This window comes from Pararobbsia silviterrae (assembly GCF_003628125.1).
In the GTDB taxonomy this organism is placed as follows: Bacteria; Pseudomonadota; Gammaproteobacteria; order Burkholderiales; family Burkholderiaceae; genus Pararobbsia; species Pararobbsia silviterrae.
Genome location: NZ_RBZU01000003.1, coordinates 211,717 through 225,092, shown reverse-complemented (window position 1 = coordinate 225,092; position 13,376 = coordinate 211,717). Strand labels below are relative to the sequence as shown.

Sequence of the window (13,376 nt, the reverse complement as noted above, 5' to 3'; positions counted from 1 at the left end):
TGCCGATCGGTCAAATCCCTCGTGTACGAACGAACTGCGCGCCGCCGCCGCGCGGATGCGTGGCGTCGTCACGTACAATTTCCGCCACCACACGGACGCGGCGAGGCAATCATGCGGATGATGCTGTTCAGCAGTCGGCCCTATGACGTCGAGTCGTTCCGCAGTGCGCAAGCCGAGGGCGCGCAGGCGGGATTCGGCGCGATCGAACTCGCGTTCAATGAATTCCGGCTCGACGAACGCACGGCGAAGCTCGCGGAAGGCGTGCAAGTCGTCTGTCCGTTCGTCAACGACGGCGTCAACGCCGCGGTGATCGAGCGCCTCGCCGCGGGCGGCACGCGCCTGCTCGCGTTGCGCTCGGCCGGCTACAACCATGTCGACGTCGCCGCCGCGGCGCGCGCGGGCATCGTCGTCGTGCGCGTGCCCGCGTATTCCCCGTACGCCGTCGCCGAACATGCGGTCGGCATGATCCTCACGCTGAACCGCAGGCTCCATCGGGCGAACAACCGCACGCGCGAGGGCGATTTCTCGCTCAACGGGCTGCTCGGCTTCGATCTGCATGGCAAGACGGTCGGCGTCGTCGGCACGGGGACGATCGGCCGGGTGTTCGCGCGGATCATGGCGTCGTTCGGCACGACCGTTCTCGCCTACGATCCGTTCGAGCATCCCGAGATCGCCGCGCTCGGCGGCCGCTATGTCTCGCTCGACACCCTGCTCGCGAGCGCCGATATCGTGAGCCTGCATTGCCCGCTGATGCCGTCCACGCGGCATCTGATCCGCGAGTCGTCGCTCGCGTCGATGAAGCCCGGCGCGATGCTGATCAATACGAGCCGCGGCGGGCTCGTCGACAGTCTCGCGGTCATCGACGCGCTGAAGTCCGGCCAGCTCGGCCACCTCGGCCTCGACGTATACGAGGAGGAGGGGCCGCTGTACTTCGAGGACCATTCGGACGAGTTGCTGCTCGACGACGTGCTCGCGCGCCTGTTGACGTTTCCGAACGTGCTGATCACCGCGCACCAGGCGTTTTTCACGCGCGAGGCGCTCGCGCAGATCGCGGCGACGACGCTGTCGAACGCGCTCGCGTGGCAGCGCGGCGCGCCCTGCAACGTTGTCGAGCCCGATGCTTGACGGGAGGCTTTTGGGGAATACCTGCGCCGATGCCTGAGGGATACCTGAGGGGATGCCTGAGCGCGCGTCCGCGCGCATCATCCCCTGCGGCGGGCGCCGTGCGCGCCGAATCCGGCCGGGCCAAGCCCGAGCGGCCTCCGCGCGCGGCGCGTCCCGCCGTGTCGCTCGCGGCGTTTCCCCTGGCGTTTCCCGTATAATCAAGCGATTGCGAAAATCCGCGCCGGGCGTTCGCCGCGGCCTCTTTCGATCGGCCCGCGGCCTCGACGCCGCGCGCGCGCCAACCACAACGTCCGAATACGCTCCACAGGTCCGCATCAGCAAGCCATGAAAGCCGCAGATATCCGCGAGAAATTCCTGAAGTTCTTCGAGTCGAAGGGCCATACGATTGTCCGTTCGTCGAGCCTGGTGCCGGGCAACGATCCGACGCTGATGTTCACCAATTCGGGCATGGTCCAGTTCAAGGACGTGTTCATCGGCACCGACAAGCGCCCCTACGCGCGCGCGACGACCGCTCAGCGCAGCGTGCGCGCGGGCGGCAAGCACAACGATCTCGAAAACGTCGGCTACACGGCGCGCCACCATACGTTCTTCGAGATGCTCGGCAACTTCTCGTTCGGCGACTATTTCAAGCACGACGCGATCCGCTATGCGTGGGAACTGCTGACGACCGTCTACGCGCTGCCGAAGGACAAGCTCTGGGTCACCGTCTATCACGAGGACGACGAGGCCTACGACATCTGGGCGAAGGAAGTCGGCGTGCCGACCGAGCGGATCATCCGGATCGGCGACAACAAGGGCGCGAAGTACGCGTCCGACAACTTCTGGCAGATGGGCGACACGGGACCCTGCGGTCCGTGCACGGAAATCTTCTACGACCACGGTCCCGAGATCTGGGGCGGCCCGCCTGGATCGCCCGAGGAAGACGGCGACCGCTATATCGAGATCTGGAATCTCGTGTTCATGCAGTTCAACCGCGACGCGCAAGGCAATATGACGCGCCTGCCCAAGCCCTGTGTCGATACGGGCATGGGACTCGAGCGCCTCGCGGCCGTGCTCCAGCACGTGCACAGCAACTATGAGATCGACCTGTTCCAGCAGCTGATCAAGGCCGCGGCGCGCGAAACGGGCATCGCGGATCTCGCGAACAACTCGCTGAAGGTCATTGCCGACCACATCCGCGCGTGCGCGTTCCTGATCGTCGACGGCGTGATCCCCGGCAACGAAGGCCGCGGCTACGTGCTGCGCCGGATCATCCGCCGCGCGATCCGCCACGGTTACAAGCTCGGCCGCACGACGCCGTTTTTCCACAAGCTCGTCGCCGATCTCGTCGGCGAAATGGGCACCGCGTACCCGGAGCTCGCGGACGCGCAGCAACGCACGACCGACGTGCTGCGTCAGGAAGAAGAGCGCTTCTTCGAGACGATCGCGTACGGCATGGAGATTCTCGAAGCGGCGATCCACGACATCGAGGCGGCCGGCGCCACGCCGCGCGTGCTCGCGGGCGAAGTCGCGTTCAAGCTGCACGATACCTATGGCTTCCCGCTCGATTTGACGGCGGACGTCTGCCGCGAACGCGAGATCACGGTCGACGAAGCGGCATTCGACGAGGCGATGACGCGTCAGCGCGAACAGGCGCGCGCGTCGGGCAAGTTCAAGATGTCGGCCGCGCTCGAATACACGGGCGACAAGACGCGCTTCCACGGCTACGAGCGGCTCATCGTCGATGACGCGAAGATCGTCGCGCTCTACGTGGACGGTACCGCGGTCGAGGCCGCGACGCCGGGTCAGCAGGCGGTCGTCGTGCTCGATCACACGCCGTTCTATGCGGAGTCGGGCGGTCAGGTCGGCGACCAGGGCGTGCTCGCGAACGATCACGCGCGGTTCGCGGTCGTCGATACGCTCAAGGTCCAGGCCGATGTCGTCGGCCATCACGGCGAAGTCCAGCAGGGCACGCTGCGCGTGGGCGACGTGCTCAAGGCCGAGGTCGATGTCGAGCGCCGCGCGCGCACGATCCGCAATCACTCGGCGACGCACCTGATGCACAAGGCGTTGCGCGAAGTGCTCGGCGCCCATGTCCAGCAAAAGGGCTCGCTCGTCGATCCCGACAAGACGCGCTTCGACTTTGCGCACCACTCGCCGATGACCGACGACGAGATTCGCCGCGTCGAAGCGATCGTCAACGCCGAGGTGCTGCGTAACGCGCCGACGCACGCGCAAGTCATGCCGTTCGACGACGCCGTCAAGGGCGGGGCGATGGCGCTGTTCGGCGAGAAGTACGGCGACGAGGTCCGCGTGCTCGATATCGGTTTCTCGCGCGAACTTTGCGGCGGCACGCACGTGAGCCGCACAGGCGATATCGGCTTGTTCAAGATCGTCGTCGAGGGCGGTGTCGCGGCGGGTATCCGGCGCGTCGAGGCGATCACGGGCGACAACGCGGTCCGCTACGTGCAGGACGTGACCGCGCGGCTCGCCGAGGCGGCGGCTGCGCTCAAGGCGCAACCGAGCGAACTCACGACGCGCATCGTCCAGGTTCAGGATCAGGTTCGTTCGCTCGAAAAGGAACTCGCGCAGCTCAAGTCGAAGATGGCGTCGAGCCAGGGCGACGAACTCGTGAATCAGGCGATCGACGTCGGCGGCGTCCAGGTGCTTGCGGCCCAGCTCGAGGGCGCCGACGTCAAGACGTTGCGCGAGACGGTCGACAAGCTCAAGGACAAGCTCAAGCATGCGGCGATCGTGCTCGCGGCGGTCGAGAACGGCAAGGTCAGCCTGATCGCGGGCGTCACGCCCGATGCGAGCAAGAAGGTCAAGGCCGGCGATCTCGTGAACTTCGTCGCGCAGCAGGTCGGCGGCAAGGGCGGCGGCCGTCCCGACATGGCGCAAGCCGGCGGCACCGATGCAGCGGCATTGCCCGCGGCGCTCGGCGGCGTCAAGGGCTGGGTCGAAAGCCGACTCTAAGCGTCGCCCGCGACGAGCATCGAACGCAAGACGTCGAGCGCGCGCGGACAGTGCCCCTCGCGCCAGACGAGCAGCGTATCGACGGCCCCGATCGGACCGATCGGGTGCCACATGACCGCGTTGGAATGGGCCGCCCGGCTCAATGTCGAACGCGGGACGAACCCATAGGCCGCCCCCGTCGCGACCCACGCGAACAGCGCGTGATTGCTTCCGACTTCAATGACGTGCCTCGGCCGCACGCCGCCGCTTGCGAGCCACGCCTGCGCCCGGTGGCGCAATCCGCACGCATCCCCTTGGCCGAGACACACCATCCGCGCGGCGCCGAGTTCGCGCGGATGCGTGACCGGCGCGCGACCCACGGCCGTCACGAGGACGATGTCGTCGATGCCGACGACATCGGACGCGTACGGGCCGATATCGGCGGGATCGTCGGGCCGCGCGACGAGCGCCGCGTCGATCTCGAAGCGCCGCAAACGGGCGAGCAGCGTATCCGCGGGTTCAATCGCGAGATCGATCGACACGTCAGGACACAGCGCGCGATACCGGGTCAGCAAGTCGGGCAGGATGCCCGCCGCGAACGATTCGATGGCGCCGAGCCGCAGCAGTCCGTGCGGCCGCGCGGCGCTGAGCGCCTCGCGCGCTTCGCGCGCGAGCGCGAGCAGGCGTTCGGCATAGGGGAGCAGATCCTTGCCGGCCGGCGTCAGCGCGACGGACCGGCCATCGCGCGCGAACAGCGTGACGCCGAGCGCGCGTTCGAGTTGCTTGATCCGCGTCGTGACGTTTGACGGCGCGCGCCGCAGACGCGTCGCGGCACGCGTGACGCCGCGTTCGTGGACGACGGCGCGAAAGATCGCGAGGGTGCTGAGATCGAACAGTGCGTCGTCGAGCTCATCCACGGTAGGTATTCACGGTCGGCATAGGCGCGGCGGCGCAAGAACGAAACGGACCCCGACCCGTGACCCGGCGGCCGGATGGCCGCGCGGGAGCGATCGAGCGAAACGGTGACTATGCGCATATGCACGCGGCGAGGCTTGCCGGTTTCGATCCCGAAAACTGCGCGCCGATACGAGGCACTACAATATCGGTCTTCGACCTAGCGGCGGGAGTGTCATGCAGCATTTTGCGTCGGACAACTACGCCGGGATCTGCCCGGAAGCGCTCAACTATCTGATCGAGTGCAACAGCAGCGGCCACGAAGCCGCGTACGGCGACGACACGTGGACTCAGAAGGTCTGCGACAGGATCCGCAATCTGTTCGAGACGGACTGCGAAGTGTTCTTCGTCTTCAATGGCACGGCCGCGAATTCGCTCGCGCTCGCGTCGCTGTGTCAGCCGTATCAATCGGTGATCTGCCATGAGCTCGCGCATATCGAGACCGATGAGTGCGGCGGCCCCGAGTTCTTTTCGAACGGCTCGAAGCTCCTCGTCGCGCGCGGCGAGAACGGCAAGCTCACGCCCGATGCGATCGAGCAGATCGTCACGCGCCGCTCGGATATCCACTTCCCGAAGCCGCGGGCGGTCTCGCTGACGCAGGCGACGGAGGTCGGCACGATCTATAGCGTCGAAGAGGTCCGCGCGATCGCGGCGATCGCGAAGCGCCGGCATTTGGCCGTCCATATGGACGGCGCGCGGTTCGCGAATGCGGTCGCGACGCTCGGCGTGCATCCGTCCGAGATCACGTGGCGCGCGGGCGTCGACGTGCTCTGCTTCGGCGGCACGAAGAACGGGCTGCCGGTCGGCGAGGCGGTCGTGTTTTTCGACCGGAAGATGGCCGAGGATTTCGCGTATCGCGTCAAGCAGGCGGGCCAGCTCGCGTCGAAGATGCGTTTTATCTCGTCGCCGTGGCTCGGCTTGCTCGAGAACGACGTCTGGCTGCGCAACGCGCGTCATGCGAACGCGATGGCCAGGCTGTTGCGCGACCGTATCGTCGACATCCCGGGCGTCTCGCTGATGTTCGAGCCGCAGGCCAACGCGGTGTTCGCGAATCTGCCGATCGCGGCGGCGAACGCGCTGCGCGGCAAGGGGTGGAAGTTTTATGACTTTATCGGCGCGGGCGGCTGCCGGCTCATGTGCGCATGGGACACGACGCCCGAAACGGTCGAGTCGTTCGCGTCGGCGCTGCGTGAGCTCTGCACGGCGACGGCCTGAGCGCGCGGGACAGGACATCGCGCGACGGAGTTAGCGCGCGCAGGCGCACGAGATTATGCAAGGTGAAACCAGATTGATGGAATTCGATAAAGAAGTCGACGCACGCGGCCTCAATTGTCCGCTGCCGATCCTGAGGGCCAAGAAAGCCCTCGCCGATATGACGTCGGGACAAATCCTCAAGGTGCTCGCGACCGATCCCGGTTCGCAGCGCGATTTCGCCGCGTTCGCGAAGCAGACCGGCAATGCGATCGTCGAGACGCGGACCGAAGACAAGACCTTCGTCTTCCTGATGCGACGCCGTTAGGCCGTCGCGCGACATGCGGATTCATCGGCCGTAAAAGCAAAAAACCGCCCGACTGTGCATCGGGCGGTTTCTTCAGCATCCGAACCGGTAGGCGTGCCGCGATTCGGACCTGCGGACCGAATCGTGACACCCCCGGCGGCTGATCAGCTTTCCATGATCGGCGAGCGCGTGCGCAGATACTCTTCGAACTCATCCTTGACTTCGGGATGGCGCAGTGCGAACTCGACGGTCGCCTTCAGATAACCGAGCTTGCTGCCGCAGTCGAAACGCGTGCCGTGGTAGCGGTACGCGAGGACCTGTTCTTCCTGCATCAGCGACTGGATCGCGTCGGTCAGCTGAAGTTCGCCGCCCGCGCCGGGCTTGAGCGTGCGGATGTGGTCGAAGATCCGCGGCCGCAGGATATAGCGGCCGACCACGCCGAGATTCGACGGCGCGACTTCAGGCGCGGGCTTTTCGACGATGCCCGACAGCTTGACGATGTTCTTGTCCCACTCCTTGCCCTCGACGATCCCGTACGAGCGCGAGTCCTCGATCGGGATCTCTTCGACGCCGATGACCGAGTTGTGATAGTGGTCGTACGTGTCGACCATCTGCGCGAGCACGGGCGGCTCGCCATAGAGCAAGTCGTCGGCGAGCACGACCGCGAACGGTTCGTCGCCGACGAGCTTCTCCGCGCACAGCACGGCGTGACCGAGGCCGAGCGCTTCGGGTTGCCGCACGTAGAAGCAATCGACATGCGAGGGCTTGATGCCGCGCACGAGGTCGAGCAGCTTCTGCTTGCCGCGCGCTTCGAGTTCGGCTTCGATTTCGTACGACTTGTCGAAGTGGTCTTCGATCGCGCGCTTGCTGCGCCCGGTCACGAAGATCATCTCGTCGATGCCGGCCGCGATCGCTTCCTCGACCGCATACTGGATCAGCGGCTTGTCGACGACCGGCAGCATTTCCTTGGGGCTGGCCTTGGTGGCCGGCAGGAAGCGTGTACCCAGGCCCGCGACGGGGAACACGGCCTTCCTGACTTTGCGTGTTTCTCGCATCTCTCGCATCTCTCAATACCTCGCCGTAGTGTACGAATTCGTGGGTTATGCGGGCAGGCGCGCGAGCTGCGCATGCAGCTTGGCGAGCGTCGTTTCGAATTCCGAAAGACGCTTGCGCTCCTGCTCGACAACTGCTTCCGGTGCGCGTGCAACAAAACTTTCGTTACCCAATTTGGCTTGCGCCTTGGTGACTTCGCCGCTCAGGCGGGTCACTTCCTTCGTCAGCCGCTCGCGCTCGGCCTTGACGTCGATTTCGACCTTGAGCGCGAGCTTTCCCGAACCGACGATAGCAACCGGCGTGCCTGCCGCGGCCGCGTCGAGCGAGGCTTCGTCGGGCATCACGGTGACTTCGGACAGCCGGCCTAGCGCGCGCACGTAGGGCGCGAACGACGCGAGCCGCGCCGCGTCGCCGCTCGCGAGCAGCGGCACGCGCACGGCCGGCGACAGATTCATTTCGCCGCGCAGGTTCCGGCAGGCGTCGACCACGGCCTTGAGCTCGGCGACCCACGCCTCGGCGGCTTCGTCGATCTTCTTGGGCTGGCTCAGCGGATAAGACTGCACCATGATCGACGCGGGTTCCGCACCGGCTTCGCTCGTTTGCGGATAGCGGCCCGCGAGCGGTGCAACCTTTTGCCAGAGCGCTTCGGTGATGAACGGGATCACCGGATGCGCGAGGCGCAGCGTCGTTTCGAGCACGCGCAACAGCGTGCGGCGCGTCGCGCGTTGCTGCGCGGGCGTGCCGTTCTGGATCTGCACCTTCGCGAGTTCGACGTACCAGTCGCAGTATTCGTCCCAGACGAACTTGTAAATCGCGCTGGCGACGTTGTCGAGCCGGTAGTCCGCGAAGCCCTTCGCGACATCGGCCTCGACGCGCTGGAGCAGCGAGACGATCCAACGGTCGGCTTGCGAGAAGTCGAGCGCGCCGTCGGGGCCGCAGTCGCCGACGCATTCGCCGACGCCGCAGTCATGGCCTTCGCAGTTCATGAGCACGAAACGCGTGGCGTTCCAGAGCTTGTTGCAGAAGTTGCGGTAGCCCTCGCAGCGCGCGAGATCGAAGTTGATGTTGCGGCCGAGCGTCGCGAGCGACGCCATCGTGAAGCGCAGCGCGTCGGTGCCGAACGACGGAATCCCGTCCGGATAGTCCTTGCGCGTCTTCTTCTCGATCTGCGCGGCCTGCTTCGGGTTCATGAGCCCGAACGTGCGTTTCTTGACGAGCGACTCGAGGTCGATGCCGTCGACGAGATCGATCGGGTCGAGCGTGTTGCCCTTGGATTTCGACATCTTCTGCCCCTCGGCGTCGCGCACGAGGCCGTGGATGTAGACGGTGTCGAACGGCACCTTGCCCGTGAAGTGCGTGGTCATCATGACCATGCGCGCGACCCAGAAGAAGATGATGTCGAAGCCCGTCACGAGCACCGACGAGGGCAGGAAACGCTGGAGTTCGGCCGTGTCGTTCGGCCAGCCGAGCGACGAGAACGGCACGAGCGCCGACGAGAACCACGTGTCGAGCACGTCGCCGTCGCGCGTAAGCGCGCCCGTGTAGCCGGCCGCGCGCGCTTTCTCGCGCGCTTCGTCTTCGCTGCGCGCGACGAAGACCTCGCCCGCTTCGCCGTACCACGCGGGAATCTGATGGCCCCACCAGAGCTGACGCGAGATACACCAGTCCTGGATGTTTTCGAGCCACTGGTAGTAGGTCGTCGTCCAGTTCTCGGGCACGAACTGGATCTGGCCGTTGCGCACGACGTCGAGCGACACTTCGGTGATCGATTTGCCCGCGTGCAGCGTGCCTTCGGGCGCCGGCTTGCTCATTGCGACGAACCACTGATCGGTCAGCATCGGTTCGAGCACGACGCCGGTCCGGTCGCCGCGCGGCACCTGGAGCGTGTGTTTCTTCGTCTCCGCGAGCAGGCCGAGCGCGTCGAGGTCCGCAACGATCTGCTTGCGCGCGTCGTAGCGGTCGAGGCCGCGATAGGGGGCGGGCCCGTTGTCGTTGATCTTCGCGTCGAGCGTCAGGATCTCGATCATCGGCAGCGCATGGCGCAGGCCGATCTGATAGTCGTTGAAATCGTGCGCGGGCGTGACCTTGACGACGCCCGTGCCGAATTCGCGATCGACGTAGTCGTCGGCGATGATCGGGATCTCGCGGTCGCTCAGCGGGAGCTTGACCGTCTTGCCGACGAGCGCCGTGTAGCGCTCGTCCTCGGGGTGGACGATGACGGCGACGTCGCCGAGCATCGTCTCGGGCCGCGTCGTCGCGACCGTCAGATGACCCGAGCCGTCGGCGAGCGGATAGCGGATATGCCAGAGGAAGCCGTCTTCGGTCTCGCTCGAGACTTCGAGGTCGGACACGGCCGTACCGAGTTTCGGATCCCAGTTGACGAGGCGCTTGCCGCGATAGATGAGCCCTTGCTCATACAGGCGTACGAAGACTTCGCGCACGGCGGCCGACATCGTGTCGTCCATCGTGAAATATTCGCGCGACCAGTCGATCGACGCGCCGAGCCGGCGGACCTGACCCGTGATCGTCGAACCCGATTCCTGCTTCCATTGCCAGACGCGCTCGACGAATGCATCGCGGCCGAGGTCGTGGCGCGAGATCTTCTGGGCGTCGAGCTGGCGTTCGACGACGATCTGCGTCGCGATCCCCGCATGGTCGGTCCCCGGCACCCAGAGCGTGTTCTCGCCGAGCATCCGGTGGTAGCGCGTGAGGCTGTCCATGATCGTCTGATTGAACGCATGGCCCATATGCAGGGTGCCCGTGACGTTCGGCGGCGGCAGCTGGATCGAGAAGTCTTTCGCGCCCTCGGCGAAGCTCGGTTTCGCATAACCGCGCTTCTCCCATTCGGGTCCCCAGTTCGCTTCGATCGTATGGGGCTCGAAGCTCTTCGCGAGGGTGGTCTCGGCACCCGCGACCTGTTCGGCCGGGGTCTCGCTGATGCTGTCGCTCATTGAATTCTGCGTAAGTTGGCGTGAAAGCTTGAATTATAAGGGCTTCGGCGGTCATCGAACGGTGCGCTAGGCCGCTTGGCCGCGATCGGAGCGGATTTGGCCCGATTGAGCTAACCGGCCGCGACGAAAAGGGCCAGCGCGCACGCCGCCGCGCGGCCCGTGCGCCCCCGTGCGCCACGGGGTGCGGGATGTCCGCGCGGGCGGGACACGCGCGTCGCCGGCGTCGTTCGGACACGCGGCGCCATGTCGCGGGCACCCCGCCGCGCGCGACTTATAATGTGCGGCTGCTCCCCCGACCGTTCTGCGAAACGCCTTCATGTCCGATCTGCTTGCCAATCTGAATCCCGAACAGCTCGCGGCCGTCACGCTGCCCGACGAATCCGCGCTGATCCTCGCAGGGGCCGGCAGCGGCAAGACGCGCGTGCTGACCACGCGCATCGCCTGGTTGATCCAGACCGGGCAGATCAGCCCGAACGGCGTGCTCGCGGTCACGTTCACGAACAAGGCCGCGCGCGAAATGGTCGCGCGCCTCGAGGCGATGCTGCCGATCAACACGCGCGGCATGTGGATCGGCACCTTCCACGGGCTCTGCAACCGGATGCTGCGCGCGCATTATCGCGACGCGGGTCTGCCGCAGACGTTCCAGATCCTCGACACGGCCGATCAGCTCTCGGCCGTCAAGCGGCTCATGAAGGGCTTGAACGTCGACGACGAGAAATATCCGCCGAAGAACGTCGTCTACTTCATCAACAACGCCAAGGAGCAGGGCCTGCGTCCCGCGCAGGTCGAGGCGACCGACAGTTTCAACCGCAAGCTCGTCGAGCTCTACGAAGCGTACGACGCGCAGTGCCAGCGCGAGGGTGTCGTCGATTTTGCCGAGCTGCTGCTGCGCTGCTACGAGCTGCTCACGATGTCCGCGCCGCTGCGCGCGCATTATCAGAACCGGTTCCGGCACGTGCTCGTCGACGAGTTCCAGGACACGAATCGTCTCCAGTATGCGTGGCTCAAGCTGCTGGCGGGCGAACACAACGCGGTCTTCGCGGTCGGCGACGACGACCAGAGCATCTATGCGTTCCGCGGCGCGAACGTCGGCAATATGGCCGACTTCGAGCGTGAATTCCGCGTGCGGCATCTCATCAAGCTCGAGCAGAACTATCGTTCGCACGGGTTTATCCTCGACGCGGCCAACGAGCTGATCTCGAACAATTCGCGGCGGCTCGGCAAGAACTTGCGGACCGACGCGGGCCACGGCGAGCCCGTGCGCGTCTACGAGGCGGCGACCGATACGCAGGAAGCGAGCTTTATCGTCGAGGAAATCCGCGCGCTGCTGAATCAGGGGCTCTCGCGCAGCGAGGTCGCGATTTTGTATCGGAGCAATGCGCAGTCGCGCGTGATCGAGCACACGCTCGTCAACGTCGGCTTGCCGTATCGCGTCTATGGCGGGTTGCGGTTCTTCGAGCGGCAGGAAGTCAAGCACGCGCTGGCCTATCTGCGGCTGATCGACAATCCGAATGACGACACGGCCTTCGTGCGCGTCGTCAATTTTCCGGCGCGCGGCATCGGGGCGCGCTCGCTCGAACAGCTCGCCGACGCCGCGCGCCTCTATCAGTGCTCGATGGCCGCGGCCGTGCCCTATACGACGGGCAAGGCGGGGTCGAGCCTCGGCGCCTTCGTCAAGCTGATCGAGCGCATGCGCGCGGAAACGCTGCCGCTGAGTTTGCCCGAGACGGTCGAATATGTGATTCGCGAAAGCGGGCTGATCGCGCACTACGAGACCGAACGCGAAGGCGAAGACCGGATCGAGAACTTGCGCGAACTGATCAACGCGGCCGCGGCGTTCGTCGGCGAGCAGGGGTACGGACTCAATGCGCCCGCGCGTGTCATCGCGATGGCGCCGAACGCGACCGACGCGCCGCAGATCGACGTCGGCGGACTTCAGATTCTCGATGCCGACACGCCGGTCGCCGACGTGATGACGCCGCTCTCGGGCTTTCTCTCGCACGCGTCGCTCGAAGCCGGCGACAACCAGGCGCAGGCCGGGCAGGACGCGATCCAGCTCATGACGGTCCATGCGGCCAAGGGCCTCGAGTTCACGGTGGTCTTTATCACGGGGCTCGAGGAAGGGCTGTTTCCGCATGAAAACTCGGCCGTCGATCCCGACGGGCTCGAAGAGGAGCGGCGGCTCATGTACGTCGCGATCACGCGCGCGAAGGAGCGGCTCTATATCTCGTTCACGCAAAGCCGCATGCTGCACGGCCAGACGCGGTACAACGTGCGCTCGCGATTTCTTGAGGAATTACCCGAGACCTCGCTCAAATGGCTGACGCCGAAGGCCGATGCGGGCGCGCGTTGGGGCGGGCGTTCGGACAATGCGGGGTGGGGGCGCGATTGGTTCGGGCGTCCGGGCGGCGACGAGGCGCGCGGCTATGGTCGCGGCAGTGGCGGCGGCAACGGCAATGGCGGCGGCGATCGCTACGTCGGATCGTCAGGCTCGGGCCGTCGCGGCGCGGACGACGCGTACACGGGCAATACGCCGCTGCCCGCGTATGCGAACAAGCAGCGCGCGGCCGAGACCGGCTTTCGCGTCGGTCAGCCGGTGTTCCACACGAAATTCGGCGAAGGCACGATCACGGCGCTCGAAGGCGCGGGCGACGATGCGCGCGCCCAGGTCAATTTCCGCCGCAATGGGCAGAAATGGCTCGCGCTCGCGGTCGCAAAGCTGCAGCCGATCGAGGATTGACGGACGGCCTGTAAGGACGGCGTGTCAGGACGGCCTGTCAGGACGGCCAGTCAGGACGGCCTGTCAGGACGGCCAGTCTGGGCGCTCGGTCAGGGCGCTCGGTCAGGGCGCTCAGTCAGAG

Annotated in this window: 8 protein-coding genes and 1 pseudogene; 6 read left to right on the top strand and 3 right to left on the bottom strand. The window is 65.9% G+C overall.

From position 1 onward, the window contains the following. Positions 1-111: 111 nt before the first annotated feature. Positions 112-1,125 carry a 2-hydroxyacid dehydrogenase gene (locus D7S86_RS09135; protein WP_121085599.1) on the top strand — a complete coding sequence of 338 codons (1,014 nt, stop codon included), beginning with the start codon at positions 112-114 and terminating at the stop codon, positions 1,123-1,125. A gap of 324 nt (positions 1,126-1,449) precedes the next feature. Then, positions 1,450-4,080, top strand: a complete 2,631-nt coding sequence (gene alaS, locus D7S86_RS09130; RefSeq protein ID WP_121085597.1) for an alanine--tRNA ligase — start codon at positions 1,450-1,452, stop codon at positions 4,078-4,080. Here alaS and D7S86_RS09125 read toward each other — a convergent pair. Beyond that, positions 4,077-4,976, bottom strand: a complete 900-nt coding sequence (locus D7S86_RS09125; protein WP_240648057.1) for a LysR family transcriptional regulator — start codon at positions 4,974-4,976, stop codon at positions 4,077-4,079. The genes alaS and D7S86_RS09125 overlap by 4 nt on opposite strands. 214 nt (positions 4,977-5,190) lie before the next feature. Between D7S86_RS09125 and D7S86_RS09120 the strand changes: the two genes are divergently transcribed. Together D7S86_RS09120 and D7S86_RS09115 are read left to right on the top strand one after the other, a co-directional pair. Then, a complete protein-coding gene (locus tag D7S86_RS09120) occupies positions 5,191-6,228 on the top strand; it encodes a threonine aldolase family protein (RefSeq protein WP_121085595.1) in 1,038 nt (345 codons plus the stop codon). A 76-nt stretch (positions 6,229-6,304) separates the two neighbouring features. Beyond that, complete coding sequence (locus D7S86_RS09115) at positions 6,305-6,532, top strand: sulfurtransferase TusA family protein (RefSeq protein WP_121085593.1); 228 nt, start codon at positions 6,305-6,307, stop codon at positions 6,530-6,532. 143 nt (positions 6,533-6,675) lie between these two features. On the opposite strand, the gene galU is transcribed toward D7S86_RS09115, so the two are convergent. Next, on the bottom strand, positions 6,676-7,566 hold the full coding sequence (galU, locus tag D7S86_RS09110) for a UTP--glucose-1-phosphate uridylyltransferase GalU (RefSeq protein WP_121085591.1): 891 nt from the start codon (positions 7,564-7,566) through the stop codon (positions 6,676-6,678). Positions 7,567-7,611: 45 nt separating this feature from the next. Continuing rightward, positions 7,612-10,515 carry a valine--tRNA ligase gene (locus D7S86_RS09105; protein ID WP_121085589.1) on the bottom strand — a complete coding sequence of 968 codons (2,904 nt, stop codon included), beginning with the start codon at positions 10,513-10,515 and terminating at the stop codon, positions 7,612-7,614. A 316-nt stretch (positions 10,516-10,831) separates the two neighbouring features. Between D7S86_RS09105 and D7S86_RS09100 the strand changes: the two are divergent. Both D7S86_RS09100 and D7S86_RS30630 read left to right on the top strand, forming a co-directional pair. Next, positions 10,832-12,920, top strand: a pseudogene (locus tag D7S86_RS09100) (UvrD-helicase domain-containing protein); the annotation flags it as partial. Positions 12,921-13,111: 191 nt separating this feature from the next. Continuing rightward, positions 13,112-13,255: a hypothetical protein gene (locus tag D7S86_RS30630; protein ID WP_420813221.1), complete on the top strand. Its 144-nt coding sequence runs from the start codon at positions 13,112-13,114 to the stop codon at positions 13,253-13,255. Positions 13,256-13,376 lie beyond the last annotated feature (121 nt).

Coding starts and splice junctions, on each gene's coding strand:
- D7S86_RS09135 (WP_121085599.1), top strand. CDS start 112: ATGCGGATGATGCTGTTCAGCAGTCGGCCCTATGACGTCGAGTCGTTC.
- alaS (WP_121085597.1), top strand. CDS start 1,450: ATGAAAGCCGCAGATATCCGCGAGAAATTCCTGAAGTTCTTCGAGTCG.
- D7S86_RS09120 (WP_121085595.1), top strand. CDS start 5,191: ATGCAGCATTTTGCGTCGGACAACTACGCCGGGATCTGCCCGGAAGCG.
- D7S86_RS09115 (WP_121085593.1), top strand. CDS start 6,305: ATGGAATTCGATAAAGAAGTCGACGCACGCGGCCTCAATTGTCCGCTG.
- galU (WP_121085591.1), bottom strand. CDS start 7,566: ATGCGAGAAACACGCAAAGTCAGGAAGGCCGTGTTCCCCGTCGCGGGC.
- D7S86_RS09105 (WP_121085589.1), bottom strand. CDS start 10,515: ATGAGCGACAGCATCAGCGAGACCCCGGCCGAACAGGTCGCGGGTGCC.